The organism is Mycobacterium sp. (assembly GCF_052145595.1).
In the GTDB taxonomy this organism is placed as follows: domain Bacteria; phylum Actinomycetota; class Actinomycetes; order Mycobacteriales; family Mycobacteriaceae; genus Mycobacterium.
Window position 1 is genome coordinate 1 of the sequence record NZ_JBKQOI010000144.1, and the last position, 16195, is coordinate 16195.

Annotated in this window: 15 protein-coding genes and 1 pseudogene; 6 read left to right on the top strand and 10 right to left on the bottom strand. The window is 65.2% G+C overall.

Translation table 11 applies throughout. From position 1 onward, the window contains the following. The first annotated feature begins 30 nt into the window (after positions 1-30). The 6 genes from ACLP4W_RS13065 (at position 31) to cydC (ending at position 8012) form a co-directional block, all read left to right on the top strand. Positions 31-1362, top strand: coding sequence for an adenylate/guanylate cyclase domain-containing protein (locus tag ACLP4W_RS13065; protein ID WP_442386548.1), 1332 nt, complete (start codon positions 31-33; stop codon positions 1360-1362). A 54-nt stretch (positions 1363-1416) separates the two neighbouring features. After that, the gene (locus ACLP4W_RS13070) at positions 1417-2013 is read left to right on the top strand and encodes an HdeD family acid-resistance protein (protein WP_442386549.1); all 597 of its coding nucleotides are present in this window, start codon (positions 1417-1419) and stop codon (positions 2011-2013) included. A 96-nt stretch (positions 2014-2109) separates the two neighbouring features. Further along, positions 2110-3582 carry a cytochrome ubiquinol oxidase subunit I gene (locus tag ACLP4W_RS13075; protein ID WP_442386550.1) on the top strand — a complete coding sequence of 491 codons (1473 nt, stop codon included), beginning with the start codon at positions 2110-2112 and terminating at the stop codon, positions 3580-3582. 38 nt (positions 3583-3620) lie between these two features. Continuing rightward, positions 3621-4661, top strand: a complete 1041-nt coding sequence (gene cydB, locus ACLP4W_RS13080) for a cytochrome d ubiquinol oxidase subunit II (RefSeq protein ID WP_442386551.1) — start codon at positions 3621-3623, stop codon at positions 4659-4661. A gap of 98 nt (positions 4662-4759) precedes the next feature. Further along, positions 4760-6358 carry a thiol reductant ABC exporter subunit CydD gene (gene cydD / locus ACLP4W_RS13085; protein WP_442386561.1) on the top strand — a complete coding sequence of 533 codons (1599 nt, stop codon included), beginning with the start codon at positions 4760-4762 and terminating at the stop codon, positions 6356-6358. Further along, positions 6345-8012: a thiol reductant ABC exporter subunit CydC gene (gene cydC, locus ACLP4W_RS13090; RefSeq protein ID WP_442386552.1), complete on the top strand. Its 1668-nt coding sequence runs from the start codon at positions 6345-6347 to the stop codon at positions 8010-8012. The genes cydD and cydC overlap by 14 nt, the downstream gene beginning before the upstream one ends. Positions 8013-8211: 199 nt before the next feature. Here cydC and ACLP4W_RS13095 read toward each other — a convergent pair whose 3' ends face one another. From ACLP4W_RS13095 to ACLP4W_RS13140, 10 genes and pseudogenes are all read right to left on the bottom strand, one after another. Beyond that, a complete protein-coding gene (locus tag ACLP4W_RS13095) occupies positions 8212-8601 on the bottom strand; it encodes a hypothetical protein (RefSeq protein ID WP_442386553.1) in 390 nt (129 codons plus the stop codon). An 85-nt stretch (positions 8602-8686) separates the two neighbouring features. Continuing rightward, positions 8687-9091, bottom strand: coding sequence for a hypothetical protein (locus tag ACLP4W_RS13100; protein ID WP_442386554.1), 405 nt, complete (start codon positions 9089-9091; stop codon positions 8687-8689). Beyond that, positions 9088-9540 carry a nuclear transport factor 2 family protein gene (locus tag ACLP4W_RS13105; protein ID WP_442386555.1) on the bottom strand — a complete coding sequence of 151 codons (453 nt, stop codon included), beginning with the start codon at positions 9538-9540 and terminating at the stop codon, positions 9088-9090. Before ACLP4W_RS13105 ends, ACLP4W_RS13100 begins: the two co-directional genes overlap by 4 nt. Positions 9541-9699: 159 nt before the next feature. Then, positions 9700-10290: a TetR/AcrR family transcriptional regulator gene (locus tag ACLP4W_RS13110; protein WP_442386556.1), complete on the bottom strand. Its 591-nt coding sequence runs from the start codon at positions 10288-10290 to the stop codon at positions 9700-9702. Positions 10291-10488: 198 nt separating this feature from the next. Continuing rightward, the gene (locus tag ACLP4W_RS13115) at positions 10489-11886 is read right to left on the bottom strand and encodes a bifunctional lysylphosphatidylglycerol flippase/synthetase MprF (RefSeq protein WP_442386557.1); all 1398 of its coding nucleotides are present in this window, start codon (positions 11884-11886) and stop codon (positions 10489-10491) included. Between the two features lie 145 nt (positions 11887-12031). Further along, a complete protein-coding gene (locus ACLP4W_RS13120) occupies positions 12032-12880 on the bottom strand; it encodes an acyl-CoA thioesterase II (RefSeq protein ID WP_442386562.1) in 849 nt (282 codons plus the stop codon). Between the two features lie 93 nt (positions 12881-12973). After that, positions 12974-14392, bottom strand: coding sequence for a pyruvate kinase (gene pyk / locus ACLP4W_RS13125; protein WP_442386558.1), 1419 nt, complete (start codon positions 14390-14392; stop codon positions 12974-12976). 61 nt (positions 14393-14453) lie between these two features. After that, positions 14454-14897, bottom strand: a complete 444-nt coding sequence (locus ACLP4W_RS13130) for a DUF2752 domain-containing protein (RefSeq protein ID WP_442386559.1) — start codon at positions 14895-14897, stop codon at positions 14454-14456. Continuing rightward, a complete protein-coding gene (locus tag ACLP4W_RS13135; protein ID WP_442386560.1) occupies positions 14887-15291 on the bottom strand; it encodes a TM2 domain-containing protein in 405 nt (134 codons plus the stop codon). The genes ACLP4W_RS13130 and ACLP4W_RS13135 overlap by 11 nt, the downstream gene beginning before the upstream one ends. A gap of 52 nt (positions 15292-15343) precedes the next feature. Continuing rightward, positions 15344-16195 (bottom strand): annotated as a pseudogene (locus ACLP4W_RS13140) (hypothetical protein); the annotation flags it as partial.

Here is a 16195-nt window from a genome sequence, read left to right on the forward strand (position 1 = left end):
CTTGCGACATTCAGCGGTTAGGCTCTTAACGTGGGCGCTAAGAAATGCGGTGCCTCATCAGCAGCAGCGGACGGCGTAGTACGCCGCCCAGACTGCGTCGCGGCCGTGCGCGAACAGTCCCGCGACCGCAACCAGCACTACGCCGAAACCGTCGCGCGGCGTCACCGCGTGCTCACCATCGCCGCCTGGCTGGCGGTGATGGTGAGCACGAGTTTCGTGCTGGTGCAGATTGTCACCGATACCTGGTCTTGGCAGATAACCTCGATCAACCTCGGTGCGGCGGCGATCTTCGCGTTTGTCCCGCGGCTGCACCGGTTCGGAGATTTAGTTGCGCCCCTGACATTCGTCGGCGCGGCCTATATTTCGGTCTTCGCCAGCACCTGGGACATCGGCACCGGCGCGGGCGGTGAATTCTTCTTCCTGGTAGGCGTCTGTCTGGTGGTGCTGCTGCTGGGCATCGAGCACATTGCATTGGCCGCCGGCCTGGCGGCGGTCGCCGCCGGGGGGATCATCGCGCTGGAGTTCCTGGTCCCGCGCAACACCGGGCTGCAACCGGCCTGGGCCCAGTCGATGGGTTTTGTCATCACCACGATCTCCTCCTGCGTGATGATCGTCGTCACGGTGTGGTTCGCCCTGCGTGACACGGCGCGCGCCGAGGCGGTCATGGAAGCGCAGTACGACCGCTCCGAGGCCCTGCTGGCCAACATGTTGCCGGCCAGCATTGCAGAGCGGCTCAAAGACCCCGACCGAAACGTCATCGCCGACAAGTACGACGAGGCCTCGGTTTTGTTCGCCGACATCGTCGGCTTCACCGAACGTGCCAGCAGCACCGCGCCGGCCGACCTGGTGCGCTTCCTCGACCGCTTATACAGCGCTTTCGATGCACTGGTGGACAGGCACGGGCTGGAGAAGATCAAAGTCAGCGGCGACTCCTACATGGTGGTCAGCGGAGTTCCGCGACCGCGTCCCGACCACGCCCAGGCTCTTGCGGATTTCGCGCTCGACATGGCCAATGTTGCAGCCGGACTGAAAGATCCGCACGGCAGCCCGGTTCCGTTGCGGGTGGGCATGGCCTGCGGACCGGTGGTCGCGGGCGTCGTGGGTTCGCGCCGGTTCTTCTACGACGTGTGGGGAGACGCGGTCAATGTCGCGTCCCGGATGGAAGCCACCGACTCGGTGGGACGGATTCAAGTGCCCGAGGCAATGTACACGCGTCTCAAAGACGACTTTGTGCTGCTGGAGCGCGGCCGCATCGACGTCAAGGGGAAGGGCTTCATGCGCACGTGGTATCTCATCGGCCGCAAGGCAGTCGAAGAGTCCGGCGACCTGCTTACCGAGGAACCGCGAACTGCACACGTCTGACGGATAACCCACGCAGCGGACACGGCCCGTAAGGCCCTATGCCTGAACCCGCCTGTGTGCCACACTGCGGCCATGCAAACCACTCCTGGAACCACTCCTGTTCCAAGCATGTTGCCGCATCTATGGAAATCCGCGCTGGTATCGGGACTTCTGTCGCTGATCATCGGCGTCCTGGTGCTGGCGTGGCCGGGAATATCCATCTTGGCTGCCGCCATCGCGTTCGGCGTATACCTGTTGATCACCGGTGCCGCGCAGGTGGTCTTCGCGTTCAGCCTGCATGTTTCGGCGGGGAGCCGCATTCTGTTGTTCATCAGCGGGGCCGCATCACTCATCCTGGCCGTCTTGGCGTTTCGTCATTTCGGTCAGGGATACGCAGTCCTGTTGCTGGCCATCTGGATTGGCGTCGGATTCATCTTCCGCGGCGTGGCCACGACGGTTTCCGCCATCAGCGACCCGGCGCTGCCGGGACGAGGCTGGTCGATTTTCGTCGGCGTGATCAGCCTGCTGGCCGGCATCGTCGTGTTGGCGTCGCCGTTCGAGTCGATCGTCACCCTTGCGATCGTGGTCGGCGTCTGGTTCGTGGTGATCGGCGTGTTCGAAATCGTGTCGTCGTTCGGCATCCGCAAGGCGTCTAAAACGTTGGGCGGCTAAGACTCGCCCACATTGCTTGTAGCGCTGGACCCAGTTCCCTTACTACACTTCGTCGTAGCTGCATTAACCGGCTCCGCACTTTCGGGGAGATGACAGATGAATGTCGTCGACATTTCGCGTTGGCAGTTCGGTATCACTACCGTCTATCACTTCATCTTCGTGCCGCTCACAATCGGTTTGGCGCCCTTGCTCGCCGTCATGCAGACGGTGTGGGTGGTCACCGGCAACACCGCGTGGTATCGCCTCACCAAGTTCTTCGGGAAGTTGTTCCTGATCAACTTCGCCATCGGCGTGGCGACCGGGATCGTCCAGGAATTCCAGTTCGGCATGAATTGGAGCGAGTATTCCCGGTTCGTCGGCGACATTTTCGGCGCGCCACTGGCGATGGAAGGCTTGGCCGCCTTCTTCTTCGAGTCCACCTTCATCGGGTTGTGGATCTTCGGCTGGAGCCGCCTGCCGCGGCTGGTGCACCTGGCATGCATCTGGATAGTGGCGATCGCTGTCAACGTGTCCGCGTTCTTCATCATCGTGGCGAACTCGTTCATGCAGCACCCGGTCGGCGCCCACTACAACCCGGCGACCCGACGGGCCGAGTTGAACAGCATCGCCGCGTTGCTCACCAATAACACTGCGCGAGCGGCGTTTTCGCATACCGTGGCCGGAGCGTTGCTTACCGCTGCGACATTCGTGGCCGCCGTCAGCGCGTGGTGGCTGGTCCGGTCTCGCAACACCTCATCCGCCACCCCCGGGCCCGAATCGGATGCCCGCACTATGTTTCGCCCGGCGGCCATCCTGGGATGCTGGGTTGCGCTGGCCGCGACGGTCGGCCTGTTCTTCACCGGTGACCACCAGGGCAAGCTGATGTTCGTTCAGCAACCGATGAAGATGGCGTCGGCCGAATCGCTGTGCGATACCCAAACCGATCCGGACTTCTCGATCCTCACCGTCGGCACGGACAACAACTGCGACAGCATCACCCGCGTGATCGAGGTGCCCTACGTGCTGCCGTTCCTTGCCCAAGGTCGCACCAGCGACGTCACGTTGCAGGGTGTGCGCAACCTCCAGCACGACTACAACCAGCGATTCGGACCAGAGGACTATCGCCCCAACCTGTTCGTCACCTATTGGTCGTTTCGCGCGATGATCGGGTTTCTGGCGATCCCGGTGCTGTTCGCGCTCGTCGCGTTGTGGCTCACCCGCGGTGGCCGGACCCCCGATCAACGATGGTTCTCCTGGCTGGCGCTGCTGACCATTCCCACACCGTTCCTGGCCAACATCTCCGGGTGGGTGTTCACCGAGATGGGCCGCCAGCCCTGGATCGTCGCCCCGAACCCGACTGGTGACCAACAGGTTCGCTTCACCGTCCACGAAGCGGTTTCCGATCATGCTCCCGGCATGGTCATCACGTCGTTGGTGACGTTCACCCTGGTCTACGCGGTGCTCGCGGTCGTCTGGTTCTACCTGCTCAAGCGCTACATCGTCGAAGGGCCGCAGGAACACGACGCGGAACCGGCTCCCCCACCAGCGCCCGGCGACGACGAGGTGGCACCGCTGTCGTTCGCATATTGACGCCCATTAATCCGCCTGACCTGGAAAGGAGCTGACCGGTGGGACTGCAAGAGTTGTGGTTCGGCATCATCGGGATGCTGTTCCTCGGTTTCTTCATCCTGGAGGGCTTCGACTTCGGCGTGGGCATGCTGATGGAACCGTTCGCGCACGTCGGCATGGGCGAACCAGAACTCCGCCGCCGCACGGCGCTCAACACCATCGGACCGGTGTGGGACGGCAACGAGGTCTGGCTGATCACCGCCGGCGCAGCGATGTTCGCCGCCTTTCCCGGCTGGTATGCCACCGTGTTCTCCACGCTGTATCTGCCGCTGCTGGCGATTCTGTTCGGCATGATCGTGCGCGCCGTGGCGATCGAATGGCGCGGCAAGATCGACGACACGAAGTGGCGGGCTTGGGCCGATTTCGGTATCGCGGCCGGGTCCTGGCTACCCGCTGTGTTGTGGGGCGTGGCGTTTGCCATCCTGGTCCGCGGGCTGCCGGTGGACGCTGCCGGCCACGTTCACTTGTCGATCACCGATGTGCTCAACGCCTACACGCTGCTGGGCGGTTTGGCCACTGCCGGGCTGTTTTTGCTGTACGGCTCGGTGTTCGTCGCGCTGAAGACCTCGGGCGCAATCCGCGACGACGCGTACCGATTCGCGGTGTGGTTATCACTTCCGGTGACCGCACTGGTTGCGGGCTTCGGGCTGTGGACGCAGCTTGCTTACGGGAAGGACTGGACCTGGCTGGTGCTGGGTGTCGCGGTGGTGGCGCAGCTCGCGGCGGTGCTGTTGGTGTGGCGGCGCGCATCCGACGGCTGGGCGTTCCTGTGCACGGCTGTGGTGGTCGCGGCGGTCGTTATCCTTTTGTTCGGCGCGCTCTACCCGAACCTGGTGCCCTCGACGCTGAACAAGCAATGGAACGTCACGATTTACAACGCCTCGTCGACCCCCTACACCCTCAAGGTGATGACTTGGGTGACGGCGATCATGGCTCCCGTGACGGTGGTATATCAGGCCTGGACGTATTGGGTTTTCCGGCAACGGCTCTCGGCTGAACGGATACCGCCGCCCATTGGCCTCGCCGGGCGCGCGTCCTGAGCGCAGACGACTCGCCTCCCGCCTCACCAGCCCGGGGTCCGCTGGACCCGCGACTGTGGCGGGCATCGACAGCATTGCGCCGCTATCTGCTTGCCACGGTGGCCTGTGGAGTGGTGATCTCCGGCTGCGCGATCGGCTCGGCGATTGTGCTGGCGAGCATCGTCGCGCGCGTCATCGGCGATGCCTCGGCACGCAGCATCCGAGCCTGGCTGGTGCCCCTGTCAATCCTGTTGGCGCTGTGGGTCATCCGTAGCGTGACGCACTGGCTTCAGGCTCGCCTGGGTCAACGCGGGGCCAGCGCGGTCATCGCGGATCTCAACGGCCAGGTGCTGGCGGCGGTGACGGCCCGGCAGCCCGGTGAGCTGGCCGCACAGCGTGACGCCGCCGCGGTGGTGGTCACCCGCGGCCTGGACGCGTTGCGTCCGTACTTCACGGGCTACCTGCCCACACTGCTGCTTGCCGCGATCCTGACCCCGGCGACCGTTGCCGTGATCGCGGCCTACGACCTGAAATCGACTGTGATCGTGGTGATCACCCTGCCCCTGATACCGGTGTTCATGGTGCTGATCGGTCTGGCAACGGCTGACCGATCGGCGGCGGCATTGGCCGCCATGACAACCTTGCAGGCGCGATTGCTGGATTTGATCGCCGGGATTCCCACGCTGCGGGCGCTGGGACGCGGCCGGGGCCCGGAACAGCGTATTGCCGAACTCGCTGCCGCCCATCGACGCTCGGCGATGGCGACGCTGCGGATCGCATTCCTGTCGGCACTGGTGCTTGAATTGCTGGCCACGCTGGGCGTGGCGATGATCGCAGTCGGTATCGGCCTGCGCCTGGTGTTCGGTGAGATGACCCTGACTGCCGGTCTGACGGTCCTGCTGCTGGCACCCGACGTCTATTGGCCGCTGCGCCGGATCGGCGTGGAATTCCATGCCGCTCAAGACGGTAGAACCGCGGCCGACAAGGCGTTCGCACTCATCGGCGAGCCGACCGCCTTCAGGATACGCAACCAGACGGTGGCCGCGCGCGGCGCCCACATCCGCCTCGAAAAGCTGAGCGTGGCCGGCCGCGACGGCCATTCGCCATACGCTCTCACCGCGGTCATCGAGCCCGGTCGGGTGACCGTGCTGACCGGACACAATGGCGCCGGCAAGAGCACCGCGCTGCAGGCGATCGCCGGCCTCACCGTGCCGTCATCGGGCCGAATCACCGTGGCCGGAGTCGATGTCGCCGACCTAGAACCAGCCGCATGGTGGCGGCAGTTGTCCTGGCTGCCGCAACGCCCGGTGCTGGTCCCGGGCACCGTGCGCGACAACCTGGTCCTGCTCGGCGGTCCCGGTGACCCGGGCAGCCTCGAGAAGGCCTGCGCCGAGGCTGGGTTCGATACGGTGCTGGCCGAACTGCCCGACGGGATGGATACCATGCTCGGGCGCGGAGGCGTCGGCCTGTCACTGGGTCAGCGGCAACGGCTGGGCCTTGCCCGAGCGCTCGGCTCGGAAGCCGCGGTGCTGCTGCTCGACGAGCCCACCGCGCACCTGGATGCCCACACCGAGGTACGGGTTTTGCGGGCCATCGTCGAACGGGCGCGCGCCGGCGCGACCGTGGTCGTCGTCGGCCACCGCGAACCCGTTGTCGCAATCGGTGACCACGTCGTCGAAGTGGTCGCTGACGGTGGGGTGCGCTATGCCCCGGTCTGATCCCCTACTTGCCGCATCAGGCCTGCTGCGCCCGCGGCTGCCCCGCATCCTGGCGGCCGTCGCGCTGGGAGTGCTGTCATTGGGCAGCGCGCTGGCTCTGGCCGGTTTTTCGGCGTGGCTGATCACGCGGGCCTGGCAGATGCCTCCCGTGCTCGACCTGTCCGTCGCGGTGGTCGCGGTGCGTACGTTCGCGATTTCGAGAGGCGTCCTGCACTACTGCGAGCGACTGGCCACCCACGACACCGCGCTGCGCGCGGCCGGCACCGCACGCGCGCAGATCTATGACCGGCTGGCCCATGGACCGGCAGCAGCCGCCGTCCGGCTGCACAGCGGTGAGCTGGTGGCCCGAGTGGGCTCTGACGTCGACGAACTGGCCAACGTGCTGGTGCGTGCCCTGGTACCGATCGGCGTCGCGGGGGTACTGGCTGTGGCGGCAACCGCAGTCATCGCGGTCATTTCGCTGCCGGCCGCGACCGTTCTGGCGATCTGCCTGCTGATCGCCGGCTTTGTTGCACCCCGGCTTGCCGGCAAGGCCGCCGCAACGCAGGAAGAGATGGCCCGGCAACATCATTCCGAGCGCGACACCTCGGCGATGCTCGCGCTCGAACACGCGCCGGAGCTTCGTGTCGGCGGCGCACTATCCGGATTCATCGCCGAATCGCACCGCCGCCAACATGCTTGGGCCGATGCCCTCGACGCCGCCGGCAGGCCGGCCGCCATTGCCGAGGCAATGCCCACCGCGGCGATCGGTGCCAGTGTGCTGGGTGCGGTGGTGGCCGCAATAGGGTTGGCGCCCACTGTCGCACCGACCACACTGGCCGTCCTGATGTTGTTGCCGCTGTCCGCGTTCGAGGCGATGACACCATTGCCGGCGGCCGCCGTCCAGTTGACGCGGTCGCGGATCGCCGCGCAGCGCCTGCTCGACCTTGCTCCGCCCAACCGTCCAGAAGAATCCCGCGAACCGGCACTGGCATTACCGAGACCTGTTCGCACCGGGCGGTTATCCGTCGAGATCCGTTCCGGTCACGCGGATGCGCCTCGATCAACCCGGGTGGAACTCGACCTGCCGCCGGGTGCCCGGCTGGCCGTCACCGGTGCGAGCGGATCGGGTAAGACTACGCTGTTGATGACGCTCGCCGGACTGATGCCCGCACTGGACGGGCAGGTCCTGCTGGACGGAACTGAGCTAAGCCGATTCGATGAAAGTGAATTGCACAGCGCCATCGGCTTTTTCGCGGAGGATGCGCACATCTTCGCCACGACCGTGCGAGACAACTTACTGGTGGCTCGCGGAGACTGCCGCGACGACGAGCTGACGGCGGCGCTGGATGCGGTCGGCCTCGGCGGGTGGCTCGCCACCTTGCCCGAAGGTCTGTCAACGGTGCTGACCGGTGGCGTGCAGGCGCTTTCGGCGGGCCAGCGCAGGAGGTTGCTGCTCGCTCGGGCGGCAATCTCCCCCGCCCGAATCGTGCTGCTCGACGAGCCCACCGAACACCTCGACGCGACCGACGCAGAACGGGTCCTCTGCGATCTATTGGGCCCCAATCCGGGGCTGATATCCAGCGACCGGACGGTCGTGGTGGCTACTCACCACTTACCCAAAGGGATTCGATGTCGCGAGCTACGCATCGATCAAACGGGTGACCTTCGCTAGTGGCCGGACGCGCCGGCGGTGCGCAGCTTATCGTTCGCCATCTCGCGTCTCGACCTGCTCGGGGCCTGCAGCTTGTTCCTTATGTCGATGCAGCCATAAGAACTCCTGAATGCCCGCTGCACGCAACGCGATACGCTCCCATATCGGCCAAGCATGCAACACCTGCGGCCCGGAAACGATCTCAGGGCGGCCGAGCTCGTTAGGTCTGCCCTTTAAAGGCCAGCGTGCCCCGCCCGGCGGCCATCAGGTTGCGGCACCAGTCGGCGCTCGGACCCACCGCCAGCGACACAACGAAACCGTCTCGGTAGGCTGCGGCGCCCAGCGGCGTCACATAGGTCCGCCCACTTCGACGCCCGACATGGGTGAGAATCGCGGTGGCTGAACGCTCACTTCCCGCGCGCTTGAGCCTGGCGGCGTTGTACCACCTGAGAACACGGAGCACTCTCGAGCTCTGCCTGATCGCATCCAAGTGGTGTCTGCCGACTCTGGGCAACGAGAAGAACGCCAGACCCGCCCCGCCAAAAGACAACGCGACGACAACGGCAACGCGGAACGGCCGTCTCTTACCATCTTGCTTGTCAGCGCGCATCAATCACCTCCTCTGCCTTCCAGTTCACACCGGGGCCCCTGAAAACACATGGCCGACCTCAACCTCGCCGACAGGCAACCCGCGATTAGGCGAAGGACCTCCGCTTCCATAGGACATACAACGCCACGAGCGCCACGATGAGTGTGCCGGCAATGAACGAAAGCGTGTTCTTCGCAGTATCGGTGGGATACAGGCCAGTCAGTACTAGCACGATCCGTCCGACCACGTCGATGCTGAGCAGGGCGAAAGCCACGGTGGCCGCCCACCTCTTCATGGTCAGCATCAGAGCCCCAGACGCCAAGTACGACAGACCAATTGCAGTAGCGGCGATCGTGAACTGCCAAACACCAGAGGTCGTAATCCCGAAGAACGTGCGAGAAAACCCCGTCACGATCTCGGCGATTCCGGCCAGGATGGTGAATGCCGCAATGGCGATGAGATCCCACGGACGGCTTAAGCGCGCCGTGTGGTGATCCGGGTCGGCGGTCACGATCGCGTCAGCCTCCTCCTGCTCAGATACGGAAGCAGCGGCAGGAGGACATACATCATGAGCCCTGCCGCGATGTTGGGGGGGTTGATGTATTCGCGGATCGCGTCGAATCGGCCATCGCGCATGCGAAAAACGAGGCAGTAACCGTCGACGGTCAAGCGCAACCCGAGGTGTCCAACGATGAGCCTGTGCTTGTACTCGACGCACAGGTGCTCGCCGTCGGCGAACCAGTTCTTGATCTCAACGTGGGAACGTTCGTCGTGCCGCCTTCTCCGACCCGCCGCCATCGCCATCGATTCAATCTCGCGGCGACCGGTCCATGTGTGTCCGATCGGCACGATCGTCCACGTCGCATCGTCGGTCAAGATGGATCCCACACCCGCATAGTCGTCCTCCTTGACCATGCGGAAGTACGACTCAATGAGCTGCTCGTTCGCGTTGGGCGCCATCGCATCTCCTGGTTGTTGGCCCCGGCGGCGGCCCGCGAGACCTCTGTCTGAAACGGCACGGGAGGGCAGATCGTCGGAGCGGTGCAGCCAACCCGAATTATGATACGGAACTGTTCCGTGCCGGAATGCTACGGGACGGGCTCCACCCTGTCCACCAAATCATCGGACCCGATGCGCCCGGGGCGCGCGTGGTGCCGGGCGGGTATCCGCAGCGGTCGCGAGGGGGTAGACCAATTCATCGAAGACACGACGCACGAAATCACGGTCGGGTGTCTCGCCGAGCAGGAAGCGCATCGAGCTCATCGCTATGACTAGGTCTGAAATCAGGCTCACATCTCGCCCGTGCGGGATTTCCCCACGCGTGACCGCCCGTTCGAGCATCTGCGCCACCGCCTCGCGCGGTCGTTGCAGGATCAGGCTGGACAGCAATGCACCCAGCTCCGGATCGCGCCGTGCCGCAGTGATCAATCCGAAGAGCACCGCCACCTGGCGTTGCTCCGTCGCACCGAATTCGGGCAGGGCTTCCAGCGACGCCTCAATATCTCCGCGCAGGGAACCCGTATCCGGAATCGTCACCGGCCCCAGCTGCTCCCGCCAAGCGAGTACCGCGTCGGCGACCAATGCGGCCTTCGATGGCCAGCGGCGGTACAGCGTGCCCTTGCCGGCATGGGCCCGGGCAGCAATCTCGTCCATGGTCAACAGGTCATAGCCCCGCTCAGCCAGCCCCTCCAGCGCCGCCTCCAGGATCACGCTGTGGCGCGAAGAATCCATGGGGCGTCCACCGCCAGACCGCGGCCGCCCCCCGCCATCGCTTGGCCTTTCGGCTTTTGACACAGAAGCTCCACTTATGCCGACGCAGGGTTTCCATCGATGACGTTAGCCGCTACTACGCCGGCAGATCGGCACGGCGCGGCCTAGAAAGGCTGGACCGGACAATTTTTCAGCCGCTCAGAGGTGGCGCCGGCGCGGCATGAACTCCAGCGACAACAACACGAACACCAGGGGAACTAGCTGGGTCATCGATATCAGCGCGTAGCGCCGGGCGTCCAACGCGTGGAATTTGCGCACGTATCGGTACAACGATTCGAGTGCGATCAACGGGTCAAGGACATGGATCAAACGGTAGCAGACACGCTGGACCCGACCGCGATCCTTGTCGTCGAAGATCTCCGGGAATGCCGCGAACGAAAGCGACACCCGCTGTGCCCCAGCATCTTTGGCGGCCGCGATGATGTCCGCGCTGAGCCGTTCGTCGATCCCATTGGGGGCACCGCGGCGGCGCCATGGGATGTCGAGGGTGATATCGCTGCCGCCGCCGGCGGTGGCGTAGCGATGGAAGCCCTGCACCCGCCCCGAGGCGTCCCTGGCGATGATCAGCAGTATCCCGGGAAATCGGCCCTCCAGCACGCCATCCAGGTTCATGTGGAAGCCGCGCTCGGTGTGGGCGCCGCTAGGCGACGCCCGCACGATGTCCGCGAGCTCCGCGAGTTGCTCATCGTTGAGTCCTTGCTCTGCCACGATCTCGGTTGTGATGCCGGAATTGTGGGTGCGCTGCACTGCCTGACGCAGGTTGCGGAATTTGCGTCCCACCATGTCGAAGCTCGACACGTCGACGACGACGTCGCGGCCGATCGGCACCGCCCGAAGCGATTGTCCGATCACGGCCGGGTCGTTCCACAGCTCGAGTCGCCGCTCGCTGCACCCCACCACCGCGATTCGCCAGCCGTGGGCACGACACATGGCGGCGAAGTCGGCGACCAATTCGGGAAATTTCTCCTCGTCACCGATGGGGTCCCCGCCGACCGCGGCAAACCCTATCCGGGTCCGGTATGCCAGCGCAGCGGTCCCGTCGGCAGTGAAGTGGTAGCACTTGCCAGTCTGCATGGCGAACGGCGCCAGCGGATCGTCGCTGGTGGCGCTGATCAACGCCCACACCCGGGGCAGGTCCTCGGACCGCGGGTGCGACGAGGTCGGCCACATCAGCACCATCCCCGAGCCGACGATCAGCAAATCACCGAGCAGGTCGAAGGACAGCACGTGCGAGCCCAGCCCGGCCAACACGAAAAGAGCTGCGGCGGCCGCATGCATGGCCGTCACCGGACGGCCCAGGAAGACGCCGCGGGCGATGAATGCAACCGCACCGAGAACTGTCAGCGACCAGCCCAGCCGGTCGGTGTAGTGCCAGTCCGGGTTTAGGTGGTGATGCGCGAGTATCACGATCAGCCAGCCGGCCGCAGAGAGCAGGGCCAGGGCGCCGATCCAGCGGGCCGCCGGCGAATCGACATGAACGACAACACGTTCGCGCGCGCGGGGCTTCGCTGCGACGTCGACGGGTGGCCCGTTCACCTTCACCTCCCGATGCAGCTAACTTTCAGCTGGGCGGCTCGCTTGCCACCACTGCACCGAATACCCGGCTGATTCGAACTTACCCCTGATCACGGCCGTGCCGGGCCGAAATCGGACGGTTGTCCCGCGGGTATCCCGCAACTGTCTATCGGGGAGAGGGCGGAAAATATATCAGCACGCCCTCTTGCACCACCGTGGCGATGAGTTGCCCGGAGCGATCGAAGAAATGTCCGGTGCCCAGCCCGCGGGAATCCGCGGCCACCGGTGACGATGTCGAATACAACACATAGTCGTTGAAGTCGACCTGCCGGTGAAACCACACCGAGTGATTGGCGGACGCGGCAAAGATACGATCGAAGCCCCAAGACAGCCCGTGGGTGGTGATGACCGAGTCCAGCACGGTGGTGTCCGACGAATAGACCATGGTCGCGGTGTGCAACACGGGGTCGTCGGGCAGCACGCCGTCGGCCTTGACCCAGACCCGGTTGTGGGGAAGCCGATCACCCTTATCCCGCATCACCCAGGCCGGGTCGTTGGTGTAGCGCCATTCGATCGGGTGCAGCGCTTTGACGAAGTGCGGCACGGTCTCCTCGTAGCCGCGCAACAGTTCGCCCATCGGCGGCATGGTGTGGGGCTCGGCCACCTCCGGCGGAGCGACGGCGTGCTCGAGGCCGGCGCCGCCGGACATGTACGAGATCAGCGCCGAGGACAACACCATGCCGTCTTGCACCGCGTCGACGCGCCGATTGGCGAAGCGACGCTCATCGCGCAGCCGCACCACCCGGAATTCGATGTCCTTCGTGATGTCCCCGCCGTTGATGAAGAGCACCGACAGTGCGCTGGGCGGCAGATCGTCCCGGACTAGGGTGCGGCTGCTCGCGACGAACGATTGCGCCATGAGCTGACCACCGAAGGTACGCATCGGGTTCTTGCTGGGATGGGATCCAATGAAGAGATCATCGGCGGCGCGGTTGAGGTCGAGTATCGCCAGCAACTCCTCGAAATCAGACTCGGTTCTTTCGACTTTTTCCGTGGGTTTTTCTCGCGCACTCGGCTCATTACCGACCGACACATGCTCTCCTCTGGGCTAAACGTCATCCTCCCCGATCCGGTGCACATGGATCAGGTTGGTCGAGCCTACTGTGCCAGGTGGCGCGCCGGCGACGATGACCACCAGGTCACCCCGCTTGTAGCGACCGAGTCCGAGCAGCGACTTGTCGACCTGGCGGATCATGCCGTCGGTGGACGTCATCATCGGGACGATGAACGTCTCGGTGCCCCAGGTCATGGCGAGCTGGCTGCGCACCTCGGGCCAGGCGGTGAAGGCCAGCAGCGGCAGCGGGGTATGCAGCCGCGCCAATCGCTTCACGGTATCGCCGGATTGGGTGAAGGCGACCAGGGCCTTGGCGTCGAGTCGCTCGCCGATGTCGCGGGCGGCATAGGAGATCACTCCCCGCTTGGTGCGCGGCACATGCGTCAACGGCGGGGCGGCCGTGGAATTCTCCTCGACCGCGCATATGATGCGCGACATCGTCCGGACGGCCGCCAGCGGATGTTTACCCACCGACGTTTCGCCGGACAACATCAGCGCGTCGGCGCCGTCGAGCACGGCGTTGGCGACGTCGGACGCCTCGGCGCGGGTCGGCCGCGAGCTTTCGATCATCGAGTCGAGCATCTGGGTCGCCACGATGACGGGTTTGGCGTTCTCCCTGGCGATCTGGATGGCCCGCTTCTGCACCAGCGGAACCTCTTCCAGCGGCAGTTCGACGCCCAGGTCGCCGCGGGCCACCATGATGGCGTCGAAGGCCAACACGATGGCTTCCAGGTTGTCGACGGCCTCCGGCTTCTCCAGCTTGGCAATCACCGGTACCCGCCGGCCGATCCCGTCCATCACCTCATGCACCAGCTCGACGTCGGACGGCGAGCGCACGAATGACAGCGCGACCAGGTCGACGCCAAGGTTCAGCGCAAAGGTGAGATCCTCGATGTCCTTGTCCGACAAGGCAGGAGCGGACACACTCATCCCGGGCAGGGACATGCCCTTGTTGTTGCTGACGGGGCCGCCTTCGGTGACGGTGCAGACCACGTCGTCGCCTTCGATGTCGTCGACCACCAGGCCGACCTTGCCGTCGTCAACCAGGACCCGGTCTCCGACCGCGGCGTCCTTGGCCAACTTCTTGTAGGTGGTCGACACTCGGTCGTGGCTGCCTTCGCACTCGGCCACGGTGATTCGTACCGTTTCACCGTCCGCCCAGAAGGTGGGCCCGGTGGCGAAGCGCCCCAGCCTGATCTTCGGGCCCTGCAGGTCGGCGAGCACACCGACCGCGCGCCCGGTGGTGTCGGAAGCGGCCCGTACCCGGTCGTACGCGGCCTTGTGATCGGCGTAGTCGCCGTGGCTGAAGTTCATTCGAGCGACGTCCATTCCGGCCTCCACCAGCGCCAGAATCAGTTCGTCGGAGTTAGTTGCAGGGCCAAGGGTGCAGACGATCTTGCCGCGTCTACTCACGACGAATCAGCATAGTCGCGAAAGGCCAGGCCGGCCGGATTGGTGGTTCGGCGCAGCGCGGCTAGCCCGTGAGAATCGTCGGAACCAATGGAAAGCCAGGAAGATTGCGCAGCACGGTCCACGCTATCGCCGCGACCGTGATGGCCAGCACCGCCGGCATCGGCAGCGACGACTGGCCCTGGCGGCGGCGAAGCACAATCCATCCGGCCAGCATCGGGATACCCACGAAGAGGAAGACGTTGTCGTTGATGCCGGCCAGCAGATCACCGTGCAGCAGATCATGCGTCATGCGAAGCCCACCGCAGAAAGGGCAATTCCAGCCGGTGATCCACTTGAACGGGCACAGCGGATACGCCGAATTGGTGTTGTGCGGGTCGACGAGCCCGACATAACCCAGCGCGCCCGCCAGCAGCACGCCGGTTCCGGCCGCGGTGTAGAGGCGGTGGCGATGCGGGCCGTGCTGACGACACTGCCCCGAAGGCTGCGAAGCGGGATTACGTTCCATCACGCAACGGGCGCCCCTGCGAGTCGGGCACCTTGTCGGTCAGGATCAGGACGGCGTCGACGATGCTCCAGATCAGACCGATTCCGCAGGTCAACCAGCCCACGAGCAGCTGTGCGACACCCATTCCGATGTCACCGATGTAGAAGCGGCCGATCCCGCCGACGCCGATCAGGCTGAGCAGCTGCAAAAGGCCCGCGATGGTCTTCGATTTGTCCGAAAGCGGTAGCCCGGTCACCGGGTGGCGGCCAAAGGGTGCGGCCGGGTCGAAGTAGGCGGCGGGCTGCGGATACTGCGGATACTGCGGATTTTGCGGTGGATATCCGGGCGGATATCCGGGCGGCTGCTGCGATGACGGGCCATACCCCGCGGGGTCGTTCCACGACTGGTCACTCACTTTTTCAGCATGCCAGATCCGCCGGGCCTGCGTCTCGGTCGCGTGACAGCAGCTACCGGCCCCTTCGGCTCCTCAGCCGGAAGCTCAATCGCCGCCGGGTTGGGCCGACGGTGCCCGACGGCGTCGTGTCGTCGTCGGCCGGGCTTTTCTCGGCGGGCTTTTCGGCGTCGGCACCCGGCTTTGCGTCGAGCTGGTCTTCCCGATCCGCTGCCTCGACGTCAAGCTTGCTGGACTCTTCTTCGTCCACAGTGTTTCCTGCAGCGACTTCCGGCTCTGCTGGCTCGGGCTCGGCTTCCGGCTCTTCGGCTTTGTTCCCGGCGGCCTCCGCCTCGTCGGCCTCGTCGGCCTCGGTCTCGATATCGGGCTCTTCGCCTTCGGCTTCTTCGACTTCGGGCTCCGCAACCTCCGCGGCCTCAGGCGCAGCATCAAGCTCTTCGGCTTGGGCCTCTTCGACTTCGGGCTCCGCAACCTCCGCCGCGGCCGTTTCAGGTTCTTCGCCCGTCGACTCGACGGCCTCCGCCTCGTCGGCCTCGTCGGCCTCGGCGGCCTCCGTCTCGATATCGGGCTCTTCGCCTTCGGCTTCTTCGACTTCGGGCTCCGCAACCTCCGCAGCGGTTTCAGGTGCAGCTTCACGCTCTTGGGCTTGGGCCTCGTCGACGGCTGTCCCGGCGGCCTCGGCGTCGATTTCGGGCTCTTCGCCGTCGGCCTCGACAGCTGCGGGCTCGGCGGGCTCCGCAGCCTCAGGCGCAGCTTCACGCTCTTCGGCTTGGGCCTCGTCGACTTCGGGCTCCGCAACCTCCGCCGCGGCCGTTTCAGGTTCTTCGCCCGTCGACTCGACGGCCTCCGCCTCGTCGGCCTCGTCGGCCTCGGCGGCCTCCGCCTCGATATCGGGCTCTTCGCCTTC

Bases quoted from the DNA above. Each gene is read 5' to 3' on its own strand.
- ACLP4W_RS13075 (WP_442386550.1), top strand. From the start codon at position 2,110: ATGAATGTCGTCGACATTTCGCGTTGGCAGTTCGGTATCACTACCGTC.
- ACLP4W_RS13130 (WP_442386559.1), bottom strand. From the start codon at position 14,897: ATGGAACGTAATCCCGCTTCGCAGCCTTCGGGGCAGTGTCGTCAGCAC.
- ACLP4W_RS13105 (WP_442386555.1), bottom strand. From the start codon at position 9,540: ATGGCGCCCAACGCGAACGAGCAGCTCATTGAGTCGTACTTCCGCATG.
- cydC (WP_442386552.1), top strand. From the start codon at position 6,345: ATGCCCCGGTCTGATCCCCTACTTGCCGCATCAGGCCTGCTGCGCCCG.
- ACLP4W_RS13095 (WP_442386553.1), bottom strand. From the start codon at position 8,601: ATGCGCGCTGACAAGCAAGATGGTAAGAGACGGCCGTTCCGCGTTGCC.